This is a genomic window from Pseudoalteromonas sp. MER144-MNA-CIBAN-0113 (assembly GCF_040308965.1).
Lineage (GTDB): Bacteria > Pseudomonadota > Gammaproteobacteria > Enterobacterales > Alteromonadaceae > Pseudoalteromonas > Pseudoalteromonas tetraodonis.
Window position 1 is genome coordinate 17,142 of the sequence record NZ_JBEOOG010000036.1, and the last position, 21,760, is coordinate 38,901.

The window sequence follows — 21,760 nt, forward strand, 5'->3', positions numbered from 1 at the left end:
TTTTAGTGTATTTTAACAATGATTGGTAAATAAGCTACGTAATTACTTGTTTACATTAGAGTTGTTTAGTGGAATTATTGAGCGTATATAATATACGCTGTTTTGAGGGTTATAACTCCCAAAGTGGTGTTTAATGAGCTGTTATCATCTAGGGAAAAATTATGATTTATACGACAACGGAAACTGTTCCTGGCAAGGAAATCGAAGCTGTATTGGGTATCGTTAATGGTAACATGGTTCAGTCTAAACATGTTGGTCGAGATATCATGGCTGGTTTAAAAGGAATTGTGGGCGGCGAACTCAAAGGCTATACCGAGATGTTGATGGAAGCTCGAAATGTAGCGGTAGAACGATTAATAGAAGATGCAAAAAAGTTAAATGCCGATGCAATAGTAGGAATACGATTTACAACTAGCTCAGTTACTGATGGGGCATCAGAAATATTAGTATTTGGCACAGCCGTTAAACTTCGAACATAACAAACAATTTAAGCAGATTCGAAACGCTTGTCATTTTTGGTGTTTCTTTCAAAGCCAAAAAATGAGGGCGCTTTCCTCTTTTCTGCACATTATAAAAAGAACAGCCTAACTAAAAGTTTAAAGTTGGCAATGTGTTACATGATTTGTAATTAATATTAAAAATAATGAAGAGGACATACATTGCTCATAAAAAGAGGAAAGTGTCCTTTGATAAAGTTGTTAGAGTGCGAATATGGATAGTGCCTACTTGAAAGTAAAACGTGCAGAAAAGCATTATGCTGAACTTGCACAGATGTTTAAAAAGAAAAAGCCGTTCGGTTATTTTTTAGAAACTAATTGCAAAACTGGTGGAAGAGCAACATTCGCAAAGCGAAACGAAAATGTTGCTAATGAAGCTGCCGTAATAATTGGCGATGTTCTCCATAATCTTAGAGCTGCTATTGATCATGCATATTGGAATTGTACTGAGAGGTATGCAAAATCTGATGGAGAACGAAAAAGCATTCAATTTCCAATCACCTCAACAGAGACTGCCTTGAAAGACTCTGTTTTGACTGGTATACCTTCGAGAGTTTCGAAAGATTTTGCTCACGCACTAGCGAGTTTAAAGCCATATAGAGATGGTGGGAATATACTTCTTTGTGCCATTCACGACTTGGACGTTATGGATAAACACAAGTTATTAGTCCCAACAGGTAACTTCACGAAAATTAGTAGCTCAATGATTCAAAGACTGGTTCCTGATTTTCCATCTGGTTTAATGAATTGTGGCTTTGGTAATAATTATCGCGATGTTGGTTGGCAAGTACAGCCAATGACTTGGACACAGAGAAGAAAAGCCAAAGTGCCACCATCGAACATAATTGAGCAGGAATTAGATGTGCCCGTTGAAATTGTAATTGGTGACATAGATTCAACAAAACCAGCACTTCAAGTGCTGCAAGAGTTAATAGCACTGGCAAAAAGTACAATACAAACCTTGTATTCTGCAGCAGGCATAAAAGTTGAAGAAGCACTCTAACAAGCCAATTAAACCGACCTCAATACGCTATGCTCCTTTCGGCGGCTTATTGGGGTGTTAAATACCTAAATGGAGTTTAGATGAATATTCAAGTTTTTAGACCAAAACAATTTGTGGATATGGCGAGAGACTATAAGTTGTTTGCGGATGACGTAGAAGTTGCCACTATAAAAAGAGGGGTTACGCAAACAGTAAACATCCCTGATTCAACTAAAAACATTCAAGCGAAAATAGATTGGTGTTCAAGCCAAACTTTTCCTGTAGCCTCAATTACTGACAAAGGAATTATTATTAAAAATTCTTTTGGTAGTAATATATTCAAATTGCTTTTTTAACTATTTATTATGTCAGTTTCGGTAAAAGCAAATACTTATCGGTAACAAACGGTATTTAGTAAGAATATTCAAACGAAAAAAAACCGTTGGCTGTTTTCACACTGTTTAATATTTTAGCCAACTATTTCAAGTCTGTTTATATTGGCGTTTTACGAACTAAGGAAAGTTATGATTAAATCAATACTGATAATATTTACATTGTTTTTAGCTAGTCTTGCTACCGCTGAAGAGTTTACTGATGTGTCTGAGATCACAGAGCGCTTGGAAGATGACATACCAAAGATTTTAGATAAACACAAAGCTCCTGGTGTTGCACTTGCATTTGTCAATGGAAATAGAGTTCTAGAGTTTCGATCCTATGGTTTTGCCGACGTAGCAGCCAAAACTGAGATTACCCAAAGCACAATGTTTAACGTAGGGTCTATTTCTAAGCTGGTTACTGTTTGGGGAGTAATGCAACTTGTAGCTCAAGGCAAAGTCGATTTAGATGCGCCAATAAACCAATACCTCAAACGTTGGCAGATCCCTAAGTCTGAGTTTAACGCAAAAAAAGTAACATTGAGAAATATCTTATCTCACACTTCAGGCTTGTCACTTGGCCCATATACAGGCTGGGAGTCTCCAGAAAAGTTAACATCTATAGTTGACTCATTAAATGGCAATAACAATGGCGCCGGATCTGTTGAACTTATTCATGTGCCCGATACAAAATGGTCTTATTCTGGTGGTGGGTATTCAGTGGTGCAACTTTTAATTGAAGATGTGTCAGGCATGGCATTTGAAGACTATATGCAGCAATACGTGTTTAAGCCTCTAAATATGATGGATTCTACTTTTAACATTACTAAAAAAGTTATCAAAAAGTCGGCAACACCTTACGATAATTCCGGTAAAGTCACGGGCATGGTTTATTTTAATGAGAAAGCAGCTGCTGGTTTACAGACAACGCCAATAGACTTAGCCCGCTTTAATATGGCTGTGTTGCGCAACAACGATGGTGATTATAATGGTTTAGGGTTGCTACCAGAAAAATTAATTGATCTGATGATAAAGCCCGCGCCAAACACTAATGGGCGCTGGAGTATGAGCTATGTTGTTGACGCAAAGAATAGCAGTCTTGGCTTTGCTGGATTTAATCGTGGTTGGGTCTCGCTATCACGCTCTATTACTGACCTTAACTTTGGTTATGTGATTTTAAGTAATAGTAGTATTGGCGCAGTGAATAATGACATTGATAGTCTTATCCTTTCTATTGTTAAACAAAGCCATAACTAAAATGGATACAACAAAGTATTGCAGCGGGTAAAGCGTTCAATTCGACGATAAGTTTGTAGTGGCATAGTTAATTTTGCCACCCATTCAAAAACTAGCATTCGTTTTTTACATACTGGTTTGTGTAAAACCATATGGATTTATTTATTAAGAGCTTTGTTTTAAGACCTGTTATTAAAAACATCGTCTAATGTTAAACTAACTAAAATTTAGCAACCTAATTTGGCTATGTCTTTTTATCTTTCATTACTTACCCCGCATTTTGAACGTATAGCTATTGGCGAAACCCTAACCTCACTTTGGAGCGGCTGCGGCCATATTGTGAAGTGTCAGCTTGATGAGCAGGCCTGTGTAATTAAAGCGATTAAAGTACCCGATCACATTAATCATTCTAAAATTAAACAAAGTGCGTTTGCGCTTAATAGAAAACGTGACTCTTACCACGTTGAATATACGTTTTATCAGCAATTTAGCCATAAACTGCCCAAGCAAGCGGCAGCTATTGAATGCATTAAAGCAATCAACAAAGGTGATGAGTATGCCTTGGTGTTTAAAGACTTTTCAAAACAGGGATACACCCAAGCAACCACTGAGAATATAAAGGCGATATTAAAGTGGTTGGCACAGTTTCATGCCTTTCATTTAAATGCCTTTCATTTAAATACAAAGTTTGATGGCTTATGGCCGCAAGGAAGCTATTGGCATTTAGATACCCGGCCTGATGAATTTAATAACTTACCTGAAAAGTCCGATATTAAACAGGCTGCATCATTGTTAAACAGTGCGTTAAAGCAATGTAATTATAAAACGTTAATTCATGGTGATGCCAAGCTTGCTAATTTTTCCGCTAATAGCCAAGGGCATATACGCGGTTATGACTTTCAATATGTGGGTGCGGGTGTTGGGATGGTAGATGTTATGTATTTTATGACCAGTTGTTTGGATGATTCTGAGCTTCACAAACATGCACAAACTTACCTCAACTATTATTTTAGCCAGTTTAAAAACGCACTCAGTCACTACCAACCAGCAGTGAATGCGGATGACGTTATTGCACAATGGGCTCATTTATGGCCGGTGGCGTGGGCAGACTTTTATCGGTTTTTACTTGGGTGGAGCCCCGAGCACAAAAAAATTAACGGCTACATGCATGCTCAGGTAAATAATTGGTTAGCCAGTAACAACTCATAAACACAAAAAGTTGAACAGTTATGGCTAAATTAAATATTTTGGCACGAACTATGAAATCAGGGCTAAAATTAACAGTCAAACGGCCTGTTTTAATATAAAATACGTCAAATTTTTTATCACTAGGTTTATTACTATGGCTATTCACGTTATTTCTCACCCCCTTGTTCAACATAAGTTAGGTTTAATGCGCGCGCATGGAATTAGCACGAAAAGTTTTCGAGAGTTGTGTTCAGAAGTGGGCACATTATTAACTTACGAAGCCACTAAAAACCTAGAATTAGAAGATAACGAAATTACAGGTTGGGACGGTAATAAACTTAAAGTTGAGCATATTAAAGGTAAAAAAATTACCGTTGTGCCAATTTTACGCGCGGGCCTTGGGATGATGGACGGCGTAATGCAATTACTCCCAGCGGCTAAAGTGAGTGTAGTGGGTTTAGAGCGTAACGAAGAAACACTTGAGCCAGTACCTTATTTTGAAAAGCTAGTAGGTAATATTGATGAGCGTTTGAGCTTAGTGATTGACCCTATGCTGGCTACTGGTGGCTCTATGATCGCCACCATCGATATGCTTAAAAAAGCAGGCTGTAAAGAAATTAAAGTCATTGTACTGGTTGCTGCACCTGAAGGCGTTGAAAAAACATTAGCCGCTCACCCAGATGTAGAGATTTTTACAGCCTCAGTTGATAGCCACCTCAATGAAAAAGGCTACATTATCCCAGGATTAGGGGATGCAGGTGATAAAATTTTCGGTACGGTTTACTAGGGTTTAGCAGTGCAAAATAATTCTACGTTTTCAATAAAAACCATTTTAACGGGTGCCCAAATGCTATTTGTAGCGTTTGGTGCGCTGGTATTAGTGCCTATTTTAACCGGCCTCGATCCGAGTGTTGCGTTGTTTACCGCAGGTTTAGGTACTTTGTTGTTTCAATTTGTCACTAAAGGCCAAGTGCCTATCTTTTTAGCCTCGTCATTTGCGTTTATTGCACCCATTATTGCCTCAGTGCAAATGTGGGGAATACCCGTCACTATGGGCGGCTTAATGGCAGCGGGCTTTACTTATATGCTGTTGAGTTTATTGGTGAAGTTTAAAGGCACAAAAACCTTACATAAAATTTTGCCGCCAATTGTGGTCGGCCCAGTCATTATGGTGATTGGCCTAGCACTCGCGCCAGCTGCGGTTAATATGGCCATGGGTAAAAGTGGCGATGGTGGTACACAAATTATTGCCTACGACAGTGCCATTATTATCTCTATGTTCTCATTACTAGTAACTTTAGTGTTTGCCGTGTGGGGCAAAGGAGTATTTAAACTGATCCCTATTTTAGCCGGTGTTGTTGCCGGTTACACGCTATCGTTATTTATAGGTGTAGTGCAGTTTGAAACAGTCAGTAATGCACAGTGGTTGGCAGTGCCTAACTTTGTACTGCCAGAGTTTAAATGGCAAGCCATTTTGTTTATGGTGCCGGTGGCAATTGCGCCTGCTATTGAACACATTGGCGATATGATGGCAATTAGCCAAGTTACAAAAAAAGATTATTTGAAAAAACCAGGATTACATCGCACTTTATTTGGTGATGGTTTAGCCACGTCTGCCGCATCCTTATTTGGCGGCCCACCTAATACCACTTACTCAGAGGTAACTGGTGCGGTAATGCTTACTAAAAACTTTAACCCTAAAGTAATGATGTGGACTGCTATTATCGCAATTTGCTTAGCATTTGTTGCTAAAATGGGCGCTAGTTTGCAAACCATTCCGGTGCCTGTGATGGGTGGCATAATGATTTTATTATTTGGCTCTATTGCGGTTATTGGTTTAAACACCTTAGTTAAATCGGGCGATGACTTAAGTGAGCCGCGCAATTTAAGTATTGTGGCACTTATTTTAATTTGTGGTATTGGTGGTATGTACATAGGTAGTAGTGAGTTCAGCCTAGAAGGTGTGAGCTTGTGTGCTATTTTAGGCATAGTATTAAACTTAGTATTACCCAAAGCACAGAGCGACCAGAGTTGAGTTTGCACTGTGGCTAAAAATATTGCACCAAAAAAGCGCATTTTAAATGCGCTTTTTTTTTAACCTACTAAAAAATAACAATAAATAATATTGGTCTAGTAACTGCATTTCCTTAGTCATACCCTATAGTTGACTCAGGGATTGTTATATGGAGATCAAGAGTGTGGATATAAATGCTTTTTTAGTAAAACACCAACTGCCGTTGAAATATCAGTATATTAGCGAGCAGTATTTTTCTGCTATTGCGCAGGACATTCTAACCAGTAAAAAAACAGCCCCTTTATTTGTCGCGATTAATGGCTGCCAAGGTTCAGGAAAAACCACGCTTGGTGACTATTTAGTGACTTGGTTTGAGCAAAACACCCACCTAAATTGTGTCGCACTCTCTATTGATGACTTTTATTTATCAACCCAAAAACGTCAGCAGCTAGCACAAGATGTGCATTGTTTATTTGCCACCCGTGGAGTTCCAGGCACACATGATGTTGCCCTTATGGATAAAACCATTAGTCGCTTGTTAAATAAAGAGGTTAATGTACCGCTGCCACGTTTTGACAAGCAACAAGATGAACCTGTAGCAAAAAATAAATGGTTAACCAATAGCCAGCCAGTCGATATTGTTATTTTAGAAGGGTGGTGTGTAGCCAGTGAGCCACAGCAGCCTTTTACCTTAATTGAGCCTATTAATGAGCTAGAAAAATCATACGATCAGCAAGGACTATGGCGCCGCTGTATTAATAGCTGTTTAGCCAATGAGTATAAAACCGTATTTAATAAAATTGACTACACAATTATGCTTAAAGCGCCGAGTTTTGACGATGTATTTGCATGGCGACAAGAGCAAGAGCACAAGCTAATCGCAAAACAAGGACAAGGCGCAGGTACCATGACCGACGAGCAGCTGCTTTGGTTTATTTCTCACTTTGAGCGTATTACCCGAGAAAATTTAAGTACCCTCAGTGCCAAAGCGAATGCATTAATAGAGCTTGATAGTCACCGTGATGTAGTCGCAATGCAGCTAACTAGCGACAATATTGGTCAGCCCATTATTTTTACCGATTTAGATGGTACGTTACTAAATCATAGAGACTACAATACCGAAGCGGTCGACACTTTATTACAAGAGCTGCAATACAGCGGTGTGCCGGTGGTATTTAACACCAGTAAAACGTTTAGTGAAGTGGTGGTACTGCAACAAGCGCTTAATATTAAACAGCCTTTTATTGTTGAAAATGGTTCGGCTGTCTATATTCCTGAAAATTACTTTACCCTCAGACCCATTGGCTGCAGCGAATACCAAGGCTATTGGTGTTATTCATTTGCGGCACCCATTAGCAATTTATGGGCTGATTTAACACATTTAAAAAAAGACTACAGCGACCAATATAGTTTATTCAGTGAGTTATCGTGTGAGCAGGTAATGCACATCACAGGGTTAAACGAGATACAGGCGGCGCAAGCACAGAATCGTCAATATTCAGATCCGCTCTGCTGGCATGGCGAAGAGCACAAACTCAACGAATTTATAAACGCAATAACAGTGTACGGCTACGACGTTAAAGTAGGCGGGCGCTTTATTCACATTGGTAAAAATACCGATAAAAGCATGGCGCAGCAATGGCTAGTGAAACAGTTTACTGCGCAGTTTACTAAGCCGCTAAGCATTATTGCGCTTGGGGATAGTGATAACGATAAGCAAATGCTCGAAGAGGCAGATATTGCCATTATTATTGCCAATCCAGAGAGCAAAAAGCCGGTTAAATTAACCCATAACAAAGCGCGTTATTCTCAGTTGCCAGCGCCGTTAGGCTGGGTAGAAGAAATCACTGCATTACCTTGTATTAACAGCATTTTACCCAATTTTGAGGAGTATAGTTTACATGGCTGATTTTTATCAAAATGGCATCATTACAACGTTACATAATATTGCCAACAGACCCGTAGACGATTTAGAAAAAGAGTTGCTGAGTTTTAGTAAGCAGCGACCCATGGGGCTTATTTTGCCCTCATTATTTAGTGAGTTAGAAGGCCCCGCGCTACAAAATATTGTTAAAGAGCTGCAAAAAGTACCTTATTTATCACAAATTACCATAGGCTTAGACAGAGCCGACGAAAGCCAATATCGTTATGCACTAAACTTTTTTAAAGCGCTTGATCAAAACCACAAAGTACTTTGGAACGACGGGCCACGCTTACAAGCGCTCGACAAAGAGCTTCAAGCCTTAGGTGTGGCGCCACGCGAGCTCGGTAAAGGGCGTAATGTGTGGTATTGCATGGGGTATAAATTAGCCACCGCTGAGGTTGAATCAATCGCCTTGCATGACTGTGATATTTTAACTTATGACCGAGGCTTATTAGCGCGGTTAATATACCCTGTGGCACACCCTCGATTTAACTATGAGTTTTGTAAAGGCTTTTACCCGCGTACCGCCAATGGAAAAATTAATGGCCGTGTCTCTCGGTTATTGGTTACTCCGTTATTGCGCTCGTTTAAAACCATTTTAGGCAGCCGTGATTACCTTGAGTACATGGACTCGTTTCGCTACCCATTAGCCGGTGAATTTTCGTTTAGACGAGACGTATTAAACGATATTCGTATTCCTAGTGACTGGGGGTTAGAAATTGGCGTATTAAGTGAAATGTATCGTAATTATTCTCATAACCGATTATGCCAAGTCGATATTGCGGATAACTACGATCATAAACATCAGGCGTTATCGCTCGACGACCAAACCGCTGGCCTTTCTAAAATGTCGATTGATATCACCAAAGCACTATTTAGAAAGTTAGCAACGCAAGGGGTTACCTTTACCAGCGAAACTATTCGCTCATTAAAAGCCACATATTACCGTATTGGTTTAGATTTTATTGAAACCTATCATAATGATGCACTAATGAACGGTTTAACCCTTGATATTCACCAAGAAGAAAAAGCCGTTGAAATGTTTGCGCAAAATATCATGAATGCCGGTCAGCACTTTTTAGAAAACCCAATGGAAGCACCCTTTGTGCCGAGTTGGAATCGTGTGGCCTCGGCAATGCCAGACGTACTTGAGCGTTTAAAAGAAGCCGTTGAGCTAGATAACGAGCAATACAGTTAACATCATTAAACGAGGCGCCTGTGAGTATAGTTAAAGAACAGTTTTTTCAACGAGTTGAACAACATTTACATGCTATTTATCAAGATGTTGAATTACCGATAGCAATAAGCGAATTGACTGAAGAATTGATCACCTTAATTTTAGGTGATAACCCACTTCGCGATCCCACGCCACACACTAACCGCTGGGATGAACAAGATGTTGTGCTAATAGCCTATGGCGATTCGATAATAAACCATGAAGACAGTGATTTAGCCGTAGGTACCCCTTTAGAGGCGCCTTTAAAAACCTTGCATCGCTTTATAAAAGAGCAGTGCGATCATCAGCTTAATGCACTGCACATTTTACCCTTTTATCCGTATAGCTCAGATGAAGGGTTTGCGGTAATGAACTATGCACACGTTAATGAAGCGCTGGGCGACTGGCAAGACATTAACGCGATTGCAAAAGATGTAAAACTGATGGCGGATTTAGTCATTAATCATTGCTCTAGTCGAAGTATTTGGTTTGAAAACTTTTTAACCGACACACACCCCGGAAAAGATTACTTTAAAACAGCCTGTTTAACTGACGATTTAAGCCAAGTTGTTCGTCCTCGTACGTCGCCACTATTAAATACGGTAACAACAACCAGTGGTGAAAAACATGTATGGTGCACATTTAGTCATGATCAAGTGGATTTTGATTTTGAAAACCCCGAGGTGTTAAAAGAGTTTGTCGGCATTATTCGTCATTATTTAGACAACGGTATTCGGTTATTTCGCCTTGATGCTGTGGCCTTTTTATGGAAACAACTCAATACCAGTTGTATAAACTTACCACAAACCCACGAAGTAGTGCGTTTATTACGAACGCTGATTGAGCATGCCGAGCCAAGCGTGGTGATCATCACCGAGACTAATATTCCCAATCAGGAGAACTTGTCTTACTTTGGTAATGCCAACGAAGCCCATGCAATTTACAACTTTGCCTTGCCGCCGTTGTTGTTGCATACCTTACTTAGTGGCGATAGTACGGCGCTTAAGCATTGGATGATGAGTATGCCGCCTGCACAAAACGGCACTGCGTATTTTAATTTTATTGCTTCTCACGATGGCATTGGTTTAAGGCCAATTGAAGGCTTGCTGCAACCCAGTGAGGTTGCTTCATTAGTCAGTACCACCATGCAGTTTGGTGGACGCGTTTCAATGCGTACTAGTCACGATGGCACACATACCCCGTATGAGCTTAATATTGCCTTGTTTGATGCCTTACAAGGAACGCATAATGGCGCGGATAAATTTGGCCTTGAGCGCTTTTTATGTGCTCACGCCATTATGATTGCAATGGAGGGGATCCCAGGGCTGTATATACATAGTTTACTTGGCACCACTAATGACTATGAACGCTTTGATAATTCGCAGCACAATCGCGCCATTAACCGTCATCGCTGGCAAGAATCTAAATTATTAGCAGCAATTGCAGAAAAATATAGTCATCATCATCAAGTATTCAATGGAGTAAAACAGTTATTAGCAGTGCGTAAAAGGCAAACGGCATTTCATCCTAATGCAACACAGTTCACTTTGCATTTAGGAGAGGGGTTATTTGGTTTTTGGCGACAAAGCATTGACCGCCAGCAAAGTATTTTTTGTATTTATAATATCAGCAGTCAGCCACAAAGCTTAACCTTGGCCGATTTGAACTTAATAAATACACAGCAATGGTATGAGCTGCTCTCTAAAACAGTGCTGGATGAGGAGCTTAAAACTATGCAATTAGCACCGTATCAAACACTCTGGTTATCTAATAGAGCATAAATAACGACGTTTAAAGTAATCAATGTAACTGTAAAGGGGCTTTACAGTTACATTACTCAAGCGCGAGTAGTAAGTTTTCTATAGTAAATTCAACTTTGTCAGGGCGTGTTTTACTAAACTGCGAAAAGTCTATTTCGGCTAGGTTATTCGCATTAATTGCATTATATAAAGGCTTATTTGTATCGTTGAGTGGCTGAAAAATATCATTAGTGCTGTGAAAAAGTGGCCAATGCTTTAAATCAGTATGGTTATCAAATAAGTTTATAATTGCATGAGCCCCTAATAAAACATGACCCCCTATCGATATATCAAGCGTGTATGCGTTATTAGGCGCAGAATCCCAGTTAATCCCACCCACAATAACCTGCGATTGTTTGTTTAGTTGCGTTAATGCTCTTTTAGCTCCAAAGGCAATGGCATCATTAGCGCACCAAATAATGTTAATTTCAGGCGCAAGTTGCATATAGGCCATGGTTTTTATATAGCCTTCTTGCTCAGACCAATTTGCAACCTCTTTAGCAGTTAAGGTTACTTTGGGTGTTTGCACTAAAAAATCCATTAACCCTTGGGTACGTAAAGTGGAAGCAGGGGTTGTGTAGTCCCCTAGTAAAGCTAATGTATGAGCTGGCGTTTTTGTTTTATTGGTAAACTTTTTATAAAGCTGCTGCATCAATGATTTACCTGCAACACGATTATTTGGGGTAATACTACCGACCACATTGACGCCATTTTTTTGCAATTGCTCGAGAGACGCAGGGGAAGGACGATTTAATAAAAAATAAATGGGAACCTTGTTACTGTCTATTTTAGATAGGTATTGGCTGGTGACATTTTTTTCGTTTACCAATAACAGGTAATCAGGCTTATCGTTAATGGCCTGCTGGATCAGCTCTTTCATTAAAATATGATTTCGATTGGCGTATTTTATAGTTAATGTCACATCTAAATCTGTGGCAGCATTTTGCATAATTTTAGAAACATGAAACCAAAAATCACCGGTTTTATTGCTATTAGCTTCAGTTGAATTTGAAAAGCCAGGATTGATGAATATGATCTCTAAGGCATTAATACTGTAACTACTGAATAGCAGGCAGGAAAAAGTTATCAGGCGGTGTAATTTAAACAAAGGCATATGTTTCTCTATATATTTTATAAAGCTCGATTTTTACCTTGCTAACTAGCTCCGTGGTGACATCTAAGCGTTATGCTATATAATACCCTAGTAAGTTTAGCATGTATGCAGCAATTAATTTTTTTAGGATTTATGAATGAAAGCAGTTTTATTGTTAATAGTATTACTCTTTAGTCAAACAGTTGCCGCTAATGACGTAAGCGACTTAGAAAAGACCATGAAAAATATTGGGCTTGCTTATAAACAAAGTGTTGAAGCAACCCAGCTGCAAGAATTTAATGGCGCTATCGATGAATTTATTAAATTGATAGAGCAAAGTAAGCAAGCCAAGTTTTATAAAGAAGCTGAGAAGTCGGTGCAAGGGTTAGATAAGGTGCTGATTCAAGCCCAGTTAGCCAAAAAAGTAGCGAACGAGCAGGGACTTGAGTCGGCAAAAAAACCACTTAAGGCGATTGATAATTTGCGCAAAAAATATCACGAATTACATGAGCCTCCAGGCTTTTTTGAATTATTGTTTGGAAAATAAGGATTAGTAATGGAAATTTCGGTTTCAATGTTAGATGGTCAAAAATTAAGTGCTAAGTTTGGTGAGCATGAAGTTATAAGCGACCAAAGCATAAACGCTGGTGGTGATGCAGAACATCCAGAACCATTTGACTATTTTTTGGTTAGCATGGTTTTGTGCGCTGGTTTTTATGCGCGTAAATTTTGTCAGCAAAGAGAGATCTCAACCGACGGCATGACGCTGACACAAAATAACGAGAATGTAGATGAAAACGGTAAAAAACGTTTTTCTATTGAAATTGGGTTGCCTGAAGGTTTCCCCGATAAATATAAAAAAGCACTTATTGCTGCTGTAAATACATGTACCGTGAAAAAGGTTATTCAGGCAGAGCCTGAGTTTTATGTTGAAGTAAAGTAAATACCCTTTAATAATAATGCCGAGTAATAAACTCGGCATTATTATTTTATCCCACTATTTTTTATTCATACCCTGTACGGCCTTAAATCTTGGGTTATCTTTACATATCACGAACACGCGCCCTTTACGTTTTACAATTTGACAACCAGGTCGTTGTTTTGCACTTTTTAATGAACTTAATACTTTCATTTGCTTTCCTTTTTAGCCGAAGATAAGTTTTTAAAACGACGATTAAATTGCGCAACGCGACCATCGGATGCGAGCGTTTTTTGTTTGCCTGTATAAAATGGATGTGAGTCACTTGAGACATCAATAGGCACATAGGGATATGTATTACCGTCTATTTCGATAGTGCGGTCGGTTTTGATGGTTGAACCTATAATGAAATATGAATCGGCTGCAGTATCATGAAAAGCAACCATATGGTAATCAGGGTGAATATTGGGTTTCATTAAACGTCCTTAATGTTATGTGATAGTATATCATTTAATTTAACGTATTTATTTTCCCTTTGCAAATCATTTTAAATAGCCTTAAACGCAGTGTAATTGCTGTGTATTTGCACAAAGTAGTCAAAAAATAAGCACTTAGATCAAAAGTACTGGCTATTAGTATTTAGGCTGCTATAACTAGTTTCGGCAAAAAAAATAATAAAAATTTAAACACGTAGAATAGAGGTAGTTTATGAGTGACGCTCAAACAAAACAGGACCAAATCGACCAAGGAGTTATGGACACTCTTAGGGAGCGCGATCATAGTGTATTGGCAAAACAAGTTGACTCACTCGCATGTTCTCATAACGATATCATTGAATTGCTTGCTCATTATTTAGCATTAAGCGAACAAGAAGATGATGAGTTATTTGATGACTGGTTTGACTCTCTTTCAAAAGAACAACACACCGTGCTAAAAGTATTTGAAGTATATCGCGGACAGTATGAGCACCAAAACTAACTGTTTGTATTAGGCATATTAATTAGTCATTATGCTAACACTGGCTATACGATTGTAATTTAATGTTAAAAAGGCATTGTTTTTATATATAAGCGAAATAATTAATTACACTTATTCAATACAATAGTATGTACTTTGCCCCTTGATTATTTTTAAACTAACTAATTGATGTATAAAGCTTTGCAATGAGTTAAACTTATTTATATAAACAGTAGCCCTCACTATGTTTAATAAATATACTACTTTTATTGGGTGAACAAAGAAAAGGATCATTCTAATGCCGCACTTAAATGAAATACGCAAAAGAAACAACGTCAAAATAATTGGCAAGGGTGATAGAACCTTGGTGTTGGCTCACGGATTTGGTTGTGACCAAAATATGTGGCGGTTTGTTACTCCTGCCCTTGAACAACATTTTACTTTAGTGCTGTTTGATTATGTAGGCTCAGGTAACTCTGATGTGTCTAAATATAATAAACAGCGCTACTCAACCCTTGATGGATATGCCAAAGACGTACTAGAAATATGTGCCGCACTTGAACTTACCGATATTACATTTATAGGCCACTCGGTTAGTGGCACCATTGGCGCACTTGCTGCCATTGAGCAACCAGAGCTATTTTCTAAGCTGGTTATGGTGTGCCCCTCACCGTGCTTTTTAAATTTACCCCCTGATTATTTTGGTGGATTTGAAAAACAAGACCTTCACGAATTACTAAACCTAATGGATAAAAATTACATTGGTTGGGCAAATTATTTAGCGCCTCTAGTAATGGGCAACTCTCATCCAGATGAATTTATAGCGGAACTATCGGGAAGTTTTTGCTCAACCGATCCCCTTATTGCAAAAACCTTTGCAGAAGCCACGTTTTTATCTGACTACCGTTTTATACTTGAACATATAAAACAGCCTACTTTAATTTTACAAAGTGAAAATGATGCTTTAGCCGCGCCTTCTGTTGGGGAGTTTGTAGCGAATGAAATTTCAAATGCAACACTTAAGGTTATTAGTGCGCATGGCCACTGTATTCATATGACGCACCCAGAAACAGTCAGCCGTTTAATTTTTGATTTTGTGAGTTAGCCACATGTCACTTGATAAAGTAGATAAAAAGCTTGCTGATTATTCCGCAGATCACTTTTTAAATGGTGCATTAGTGACAAATGCAGATAACATTATTGTTTATGCAAATACTTATTTTCAAAAGGAATTACAGTGGAATTGTAATGAGCTTATTGGCAAGTCAGTTGATAAAATTATAGCTAAATCATCAAAAATATTTTTACAAAGTTATGTGCTTCCTACCTTACTGCATGAAAAAGCGTGTCAAGAAATGCAGTTAATTATGCTCAGCGCCCAAGGCGAGCGTATGGCCGTTACCGTTAATGCTCAGCTTGATGAAAAGAGCTATATATACTGGAGCTTTTTTAACGCGACTCAGCGAGATAAGCTTTACGACGAGCTGATTAAAACACGGGAAAAGTTAGAATCGCAAACTGAACGCTTACAATCTTTAGCGTCTACTGATGAGTTAACCAATTTATTAAATAGAAGAGAGATGAATTGCCGCAGCGTGCTGTTACTCGAACAGGCTATGCGATCAAAGCAGTCGGTTGCATTATTAATTATCGATATTGATAATTTTAAAGTCGTTAATGATACCTTTGGGCATTTAGAAGGGGATCGAGTTTTAAAAGAGTTGGGGCAACGTCTTAAACATTTTGGTCGACAAACCGACCTTATTTCTCGTTACGGCGGTGAAGAGTTTTTAATTATGATGCCAGATACAAATAAAGCAGATACTTTGTCATTTTGCCAAAGGTTGCATTTATTAATTGCTGAAATTAAAGTAGGTAATCGCCCAGTAACCGCCAGTATTGGGGCAAGTTTGAGTACTGCGAAAACGACGTTTACTGATTTATTTGCCCAAGCCGATAATGCGGTATATGAAGCCAAAGAGCGCGGAAAAAACAGAACCCAATTATACGATAACCCCTAACTAAATAGAGGTAAACTCAACAAGGTATTGAGTTGAGTTTACTCAAAAGATGGCAGTTATAGTTGGTATTATTGCTCTACACAATTATTTTTTGCTAATGGCGATGCCAATACGGTATCGGGGTGCCAAATTCTATCCCATATTTTAGGTAGGTTGTTTAAGTTGGGTCTTTGACTTATTTTTTCAAAATTACCGACACTGATTGCTGAGCCATCTTTCTGACCGACAACAAAATTAAACACATAAGCACACTCCATGCCCATGCGTAAATCAGAGAGAATAACTTTGTCTTGCTGCTCGCGAACGGAATAAAACCCTTTTGTAAACCACTGCAAGCGTTTAACACCCCATTCATTTTTAATCTCGTTTAGTAAAGAAGGGGTTGTTTGGTATGCATTTAAGGTAACCTCGTTGGGTGTATCAAACACCGATGCATAGCCTTCATAATATTTCCCATCCGACATCACAACCACCCGCCAAAGTAAAGTAGTAAACGGTGCTGGAGTGCTAATGTATTCATTGACAGTAATGTCTCTGTTTTGCAGCGCAGTGTTGACTTTATCGTCAATAACAACTTTAAGAATAAGCGAACAACATAAATAGAGAGTACTTACTGTGAGCGTAATTGCGTTAATTTTGTAGGCGGTTGGGGCGGTTATTTTTGGTATTAAAGTGCCTATAACCCCTACTAATAGCGGTAACGTGTAGAGGGGATCAATAATAAACATATTTGAAATTGCAAACGGATGCTCTGTAAGTGGCCACATTAATTGCGTACCGTACACAGTAAGTGCATCCAATAGTGCATGGGTTGATAAACACAAAAACACTAACCAAAACCAACGTGTTTTATACGCTTGCATGCCAGTGTGTATTTTTAAAATTAGCCAAACAATCAAAGGGCTAATTAACAAGTGCACAAAAAATGAATGGCTAAAGCCACGGTGATAAGTAAATGCTTCAACACTGCCGCCATAGGGTAAAAACACATCTAAATCGGGTAAAGTGCCCAAAATAGCGCCCCATAACACCGCTTTGCGGCCCACTTTGTTACCTAATACTGCGTACCCTACAGCGCTACCTAACGCAACTTGTGTTAAAGAATCCATACTACCTCATCTAAATAATGCAACTTCAATGTATATACTAATACTGATCTTAAAACCGTCATTATTATATTTTATTTCATTAAGTGAATTTTAAACTGATTTAAAAAGCGATTTATAAACTCAATCGCGGTTGTATAAAATCTAAAAAAGCAACGATACGTGAAGAAACCGCCCCATTTTTGTAATAAACGCCATAAATAGACTCTCGGTTATTAGGGGTTTTTATACTCTTGGGTAACACCTCTACTAATCGTTTAGAAGCCAAATCTTCGGCAATCATAAATTGTGAGAGTAGTGCTATACCTTGATCAGCAATACATAAATGCCTAATGGTTTCGCCGCTGCTAGCTCTTAAATCAAAGTGCAGTGATAACTCATGTTTAAAAGGCCATTGATTGAGTTTGTTGGGCTCACTGAAGCCAATTAGATTATGGTTTTTAAGATCTGAAACCTGCTGTAACGGTGGCGCATTATTTAAATAACCTGCGCTTGCGACCAATTTCAATTTACTTTGGCCTAATTTACGCGCATGAAGGTTTGAATCTTTTAAGTCACCAATGCGGATAGCTAAATCTGTTTTGCGCTCAAGTAAATCAATAATATTGTCATGTGAGGTAATATCGAGGGTGATTTGTGGGTACTGCTTTTTAAACTCATTAACTAGAGGTGCTAGTTGATGTAAAACAAATGGGCTTGCTGCATCTATACGCAAATGCCCTTTTGGAGCTTGCTTAAGTAGGTTAATTGTTTCTTCGGCGCAAAGCAGCGTGTTTAAAGCCTTTCGCGCATATTCTATGTATATATGCCCTTCCTCGGTAAGTTCTAAGCGGCGTGTTGTTCTATTTAGTAATGTGCAGTTTAGCCTGCTTTCAAGACGAGATAGTGCTCTTGAAACCTTAGCTACATTTAAATCAAGTAAACTAGCCGCACCGGAAAAACTGCCACAATCAACAATGGTAATAAACATTTCTAGATCTTCAGTTTTAGCTTGAACAGGCATAAATTCACTCATTTATATTTGCAAAATAAACAAAAGTATTTTGCCATTTATGCCATTTATTGCAAAGGCATTTTTACTCACACTGTACATCTATTTTAAAAATGAGGATGTAACTATGCCATTGGCTTTATGGGCGCTTACCTTAAGCGCATTTGCAATTGGAACAACAGAGTTTGTTATAGTGGGTTTAGTGCCAACTATTGCAAACGATTTAGGCGTGAGCTTACCATCAGCAGGCTTACTAGTGAGCTTATATGCGGTTGGTGTAGCTATTGGCGCACCGGTTCTCACTGCATTAACGGGTCGCTGGAACCGAAAAGTGGTACTTATAAGTCTTATGGGCTTATTTGTTATGGGTAACTTATTAGCTTGGCAAGCCCCTAGCTACGAAACGTTAATAATAGCACGCATTTTAACTGGACTTGCTCACGGTGTATTTTTCTCTATTGGCTCAATGATAGCGACAAGCTTAGTAAGTAAAGATAAAGAGGCTAGCGCCATTGCAATTATGTTTACCGGCCTTACGGTAGCGCTAGTAACGGGTGTGCCATTAGGTACTTGGATAGGGCAGCACTTTGGTTGGCGCGCTACATTTTTAGTGGTGTCATCACTTGGTATTATCGCTTTAATTGGAAGTGCTGTATTAGTACCTAAAAATTTAAAGCAGTCTATTCCGGCGACGTTTAAAGAGCAGCTACAGGTTATTGTTAAGCCGCGCTTATTGCTCGTTTATTTAATGACTATATTAGGCTACGGCGGTACGTTCACCGCATTTACTTATTTAGCGCCTATATTAGAGCAGCAAACTGGCTTTGCACCATCCGCTATTGGTTTAATAATGCTGGTTTATGGTGTGTCGGTGGCTGTTGGTAATATATGGGGCGGAAAATTAGCCGACAAGCGAGGCCCAATTAGCGCACTGAGTATTATATTTAGCGCGTTAACAATTATTTTATTGGCTTTCACCTTTACTATGGAATCAAAAGTAGCCGCAGTGCTGACTATTTTAATATGGGGGGCATTTGCATTTGGTAATGTACCAGGTTTGCAGCTTTATGTAGTAAAACAGGCAAAAAAGCATACTCCTAATGCGGTAGATGTCGCATCGGGCCTAAACATAGCAGCGTTTAATATTGGAATAGCCTTAGGCTCTGTTACAGGGGGGCTTGTAGTCGAGCATATGGAACTAAAAGATACCGCATGGATTGGGGCCGTTGTTTCATTACTGGCTTTAATAGTCACCCGGTACAGTGGCAGGCTAGATAAACAAAATGTTCAGGCTAAATAAAGCGAAACTTATGTAGGTTAGTCTTGAAATAAAAATGAATGACCTCAGTATTTTCATGAGGTCAAAATTTTAAATCAAAAAGTAATCGGTGTATTTAGTAAACGCGACGTTTGAATTTTAAACCAATTATTTAATAAGGATAAAGCTATGACACAACGTGTAATTGAAATGCCAGACTTAGGTATGGGTACTTTTCGTTTAGAAGGTAAAACTGCTTATGAATCTGTAAAAATGGCGTTAGAAGTAGGATTTCGTCATATTGATACCGCGCAAATTTATGGTAACGAAGAGCAAGTTGGCCAAGCCATTAAAGACAGTAATATCCCCAGAGATGAGTTATTTATTACTACCAAAGTATGGAACAATAAACTCAATAAAAACGACTTTATCGCAAGTGTAGAAAAATCATTAGAAAAGTTACAAGTTGACTCGGTTGATTTATTGCTAGTTCACTGGCCTGCACCATCAAACAATGAGCCTATGAGCGAATACCTGACTGAGCTACTAAAAGCTAAAAAGTTAGGGTTAACCAAACATATAGGTGTATCAAACTTCACTATTGCGAACTTAAAAGAAGCGATGCAAACGTTAGACTCGCGTGAAATATTTACTAACCAAGTAGAAGTGCATCCCTATTTAACCAATACCAAACTGCGCGCCTTTTGTGCTCAACATGACATACATGTAACAGCCTATATGCCGTTTGTGGTTGGTAAAGTGTTAAACGATCAAACCATTATAGATATTGCTAATAAACACGATGCAACGCCAGCGCAAGTGGTTATTGCATGGGAAAATGCGAACGGCATGACCACAATTCCATCATCGACCAAGCGTAAAAACTTAGAAGATAACTTTAACGACAAGGTAAAACTTGATGATGAAGATATAGCGCGAATTGATGGCCTTGATTGCAACGACCGCCAAGCAACGCCTGACTTTGCACCACAGTGGGATCAATAACCAAAAAGCCAGAACTAAAACAGGTGCAGTTGAGCTGCACCTTTATTTTTGAAACAAGGAACACCCATGTTAACGGTAATTGCTACACTATCGAGTGAAAATAGCGATGCAGAGCGTCTATTAACCGAGCTCGAAAACTTACAACAGTCTTCGCGCCAAGAAGTAGGCTGCCTGCGTTACGAGCTATCAATTAAAAACGATGCTGCGCAAACTATCTATTTAGTGAGTGAGCAATGGGCGTCTAATGAGCATTTCGAAGCCCATAAAAACGCGCCACACTTCAAGGCCTTTGGTGATGCTGTAGGTGCATTTATTACCTCTACCGATATTGATGTGTACAAAACCATTGGTTAGCAGCACAAAGCTAATGCCCAAGTAGGAGCTGTAACTTACAGCTCCATTTTTTAAATATCACTTCCAAATGTCCTTTTAAAATATCATCCTTTTCAGCTGCTCTTTTCAACCCATGCGGTTTCATAATAAAAACGATTTCATAATAGCCACCTTTAATAAGAAATTAATGTTTGTATAGGTAATGATGGTTAGTCTGATATTACTAAACACACCCTTTTTGGTGTAACTTTTTACTGTAATAAAAAGATTCGGATATAACTAACTGTTTACAAATATTTTTTGATGGTTAATATAAATACGAAGAGATATCGATATTTGACGGCTTTTATAACGACAGATGTCTTAGAAAGAATGGTTAGGTTGCAATCAAAATATGGAGTATTAATTGAGTACCAAGGAAACTTTGAAAAAGTTGCATGAGAATGAACAAAGTTTATTTATAGTTCATTATTCGTGTCAGAATTTAAATGATAATAATGAAAACTACTCACCTAGGATAACTTCGATTGCAGTTCTTCATGTTGGTAGCTCAACAATGCACAGCTTTTCGATTCATTTAATCGCAGAAGTAAATAAGATACCACGCGAAAACATTCACGATCATTATGATGACCTAGAAAAAGAGATGTTAGCTCAGTTCTTTGCATTTCTTTCCGACAATGATGGTGCTTTCTGGCTTCATTGGAATATGTCTAATATAAATTATGGTTTTGAAGCTTTAATTCACCGCTATGTAGTGGCATAGTTAATTTGGCCACCCATTAAGAAAGAAATGTTATGCTAATAAGCATACAAATTTGGGTGAAAAAATGACGAAATTAAAACG

Annotated in this window: 24 protein-coding genes; 19 read left to right on the plus strand and 5 right to left on the minus strand. The window is 38.6% G+C overall.

The window, feature by feature from the left end; all coding sequences use genetic code 11:
- Window positions 1–161: 161 nt before the first annotated feature.
- The 10 genes from AAEY57_RS10910 to AAEY57_RS10955 all read left to right on the plus strand — a co-directional run bounded on the left by AAEY57_RS10910 (window position 162) and on the right by AAEY57_RS10955 (window position 11,212).
- Window positions 162–479: a heavy metal-binding domain-containing protein gene (locus tag AAEY57_RS10910; protein WP_008112402.1), complete on the plus strand. Its 318-nt coding sequence runs from the start codon at window positions 162–164 to the stop codon at window positions 477–479.
- Window positions 480–711: 232 nt separating this feature from the next.
- Entirely contained in the window at window positions 712–1,500 is a 789-nt protein-coding gene (locus AAEY57_RS10915; protein ID WP_008466160.1) for a hypothetical protein, read from the plus strand.
- A gap of 80 nt (window positions 1,501–1,580) precedes the next feature.
- Entirely contained in the window at window positions 1,581–1,835 is a 255-nt protein-coding gene (locus tag AAEY57_RS10920) for a hypothetical protein (RefSeq protein WP_008115324.1), read from the plus strand.
- Between the two features lie 168 nt (window positions 1,836–2,003).
- Entirely contained in the window at window positions 2,004–3,110 is a 1,107-nt protein-coding gene (locus tag AAEY57_RS10925) for a serine hydrolase domain-containing protein (protein ID WP_008115323.1), read from the plus strand.
- 225 nt (window positions 3,111–3,335) lie between these two features.
- Entirely contained in the window at window positions 3,336–4,298 is a 963-nt protein-coding gene (locus tag AAEY57_RS10930) for an oxidoreductase family protein (protein WP_008115317.1), read from the plus strand.
- A 133-nt stretch (window positions 4,299–4,431) separates the two neighbouring features.
- Window positions 4,432–5,064: a uracil phosphoribosyltransferase gene (gene upp, locus AAEY57_RS10935; RefSeq protein WP_008115315.1), complete on the plus strand. Its 633-nt coding sequence runs from the start codon at window positions 4,432–4,434 to the stop codon at window positions 5,062–5,064.
- Between the two features lie 9 nt (window positions 5,065–5,073).
- Window positions 5,074–6,312: a uracil-xanthine permease family protein gene (locus AAEY57_RS10940; RefSeq protein WP_138765050.1), complete on the plus strand. Its 1,239-nt coding sequence runs from the start codon at window positions 5,074–5,076 to the stop codon at window positions 6,310–6,312.
- 148 nt (window positions 6,313–6,460) lie between these two features.
- Window positions 6,461–8,200: an HAD-IIB family hydrolase gene (locus AAEY57_RS10945; RefSeq protein ID WP_138765049.1), complete on the plus strand. Its 1,740-nt coding sequence runs from the start codon at window positions 6,461–6,463 to the stop codon at window positions 8,198–8,200.
- Window positions 8,193–9,413, plus strand: coding sequence for a glycosyltransferase family protein (locus AAEY57_RS10950; RefSeq protein ID WP_028834751.1), 1,221 nt, complete (start codon window positions 8,193–8,195; stop codon window positions 9,411–9,413). The genes AAEY57_RS10945 and AAEY57_RS10950 overlap by 8 nt, the downstream gene beginning before the upstream one ends.
- 20 nt (window positions 9,414–9,433) lie before the next feature.
- On the plus strand, window positions 9,434–11,212 hold the full coding sequence (locus AAEY57_RS10955; RefSeq protein ID WP_138765048.1) for a sugar phosphorylase: 1,779 nt from the start codon (window positions 9,434–9,436) through the stop codon (window positions 11,210–11,212).
- 52 nt (window positions 11,213–11,264) lie between these two features.
- On the opposite strand, the gene AAEY57_RS10960 is transcribed toward AAEY57_RS10955, so the two are convergent.
- A complete protein-coding gene (locus tag AAEY57_RS10960; RefSeq protein ID WP_138765047.1) occupies window positions 11,265–12,344 on the minus strand; it encodes an ABC transporter substrate-binding protein in 1,080 nt (359 codons plus the stop codon).
- A gap of 136 nt (window positions 12,345–12,480) precedes the next feature.
- Between AAEY57_RS10960 and AAEY57_RS10965 the strand changes: the two genes are divergently transcribed.
- A complete protein-coding gene (locus tag AAEY57_RS10965; protein WP_036954903.1) occupies window positions 12,481–12,870 on the plus strand; it encodes a cytochrome b562 in 390 nt (129 codons plus the stop codon).
- A 9-nt stretch (window positions 12,871–12,879) separates the two neighbouring features.
- On the plus strand, window positions 12,880–13,266 hold the full coding sequence (locus AAEY57_RS10970; protein WP_036954901.1) for an OsmC family protein: 387 nt from the start codon (window positions 12,880–12,882) through the stop codon (window positions 13,264–13,266).
- A gap of 54 nt (window positions 13,267–13,320) precedes the next feature.
- Here the strand turns inward: AAEY57_RS10970 and ykgO are convergent, their stop codons facing one another.
- Window positions 13,321–13,455 (minus strand): type B 50S ribosomal protein L36, encoded by a 135-nt coding sequence (gene ykgO / locus AAEY57_RS10975; protein WP_036954899.1) that lies wholly within the window; start codon window positions 13,453–13,455, stop codon window positions 13,321–13,323.
- Entirely contained in the window at window positions 13,452–13,718 is a 267-nt protein-coding gene (locus tag AAEY57_RS10980) for a type B 50S ribosomal protein L31 (protein ID WP_036954895.1), read from the minus strand. The genes ykgO and AAEY57_RS10980 overlap by 4 nt, the downstream gene beginning before the upstream one ends.
- 232 nt (window positions 13,719–13,950) lie before the next feature.
- Between AAEY57_RS10980 and AAEY57_RS10985 the strand changes: the two genes are divergently transcribed.
- The 3 genes from AAEY57_RS10985 (at window position 13,951) to AAEY57_RS10995 (ending at window position 16,220) form a co-directional block, all read left to right on the plus strand.
- A complete protein-coding gene (locus AAEY57_RS10985; protein ID WP_013463206.1) occupies window positions 13,951–14,220 on the plus strand; it encodes a hypothetical protein in 270 nt (89 codons plus the stop codon).
- A gap of 277 nt (window positions 14,221–14,497) precedes the next feature.
- Window positions 14,498–15,304 (plus strand): alpha/beta fold hydrolase, encoded by an 807-nt coding sequence (locus AAEY57_RS10990; protein WP_036954892.1) that lies wholly within the window; start codon window positions 14,498–14,500, stop codon window positions 15,302–15,304.
- A 4-nt stretch (window positions 15,305–15,308) separates the two neighbouring features.
- Window positions 15,309–16,220 (plus strand): sensor domain-containing diguanylate cyclase, encoded by a 912-nt coding sequence (locus AAEY57_RS10995; protein ID WP_036954889.1) that lies wholly within the window; start codon window positions 15,309–15,311, stop codon window positions 16,218–16,220.
- A 68-nt stretch (window positions 16,221–16,288) separates the two neighbouring features.
- Here AAEY57_RS10995 and AAEY57_RS11000 read toward each other — a convergent pair whose 3' ends face one another.
- Both AAEY57_RS11000 and AAEY57_RS11005 read right to left on the minus strand, forming a co-directional pair.
- Entirely contained in the window at window positions 16,289–17,329 is a 1,041-nt protein-coding gene (locus AAEY57_RS11000; RefSeq protein WP_008115296.1) for a metal-dependent hydrolase, read from the minus strand.
- Between the two features lie 112 nt (window positions 17,330–17,441).
- Window positions 17,442–18,329, minus strand: coding sequence for a LysR family transcriptional regulator (locus AAEY57_RS11005; RefSeq protein ID WP_036955030.1), 888 nt, complete (start codon window positions 18,327–18,329; stop codon window positions 17,442–17,444).
- A gap of 115 nt (window positions 18,330–18,444) precedes the next feature.
- Between AAEY57_RS11005 and AAEY57_RS11010 the strand changes: the two genes are divergently transcribed.
- The 4 genes from AAEY57_RS11010 (at window position 18,445) to AAEY57_RS11025 (ending at window position 21,679) form a co-directional block, all read left to right on the plus strand.
- Window positions 18,445–19,617 carry an MFS transporter gene (locus tag AAEY57_RS11010; protein WP_171048695.1) on the plus strand — a complete coding sequence of 391 codons (1,173 nt, stop codon included), beginning with the start codon at window positions 18,445–18,447 and terminating at the stop codon, window positions 19,615–19,617.
- Between the two features lie 147 nt (window positions 19,618–19,764).
- Entirely contained in the window at window positions 19,765–20,580 is an 816-nt protein-coding gene (gene dkgB / locus AAEY57_RS11015) for a 2,5-didehydrogluconate reductase DkgB (RefSeq protein ID WP_013463211.1), read from the plus strand.
- Window positions 20,581–20,646: 66 nt separating this feature from the next.
- On the plus strand, window positions 20,647–20,934 hold the full coding sequence (locus tag AAEY57_RS11020) for a putative quinol monooxygenase (RefSeq protein ID WP_008115286.1): 288 nt from the start codon (window positions 20,647–20,649) through the stop codon (window positions 20,932–20,934).
- Window positions 20,935–21,319: 385 nt separating this feature from the next.
- Window positions 21,320–21,679, plus strand: a complete 360-nt coding sequence (locus AAEY57_RS11025) for a hypothetical protein (protein ID WP_350607862.1) — start codon at window positions 21,320–21,322, stop codon at window positions 21,677–21,679.
- Window positions 21,680–21,760 lie beyond the last annotated feature (81 nt).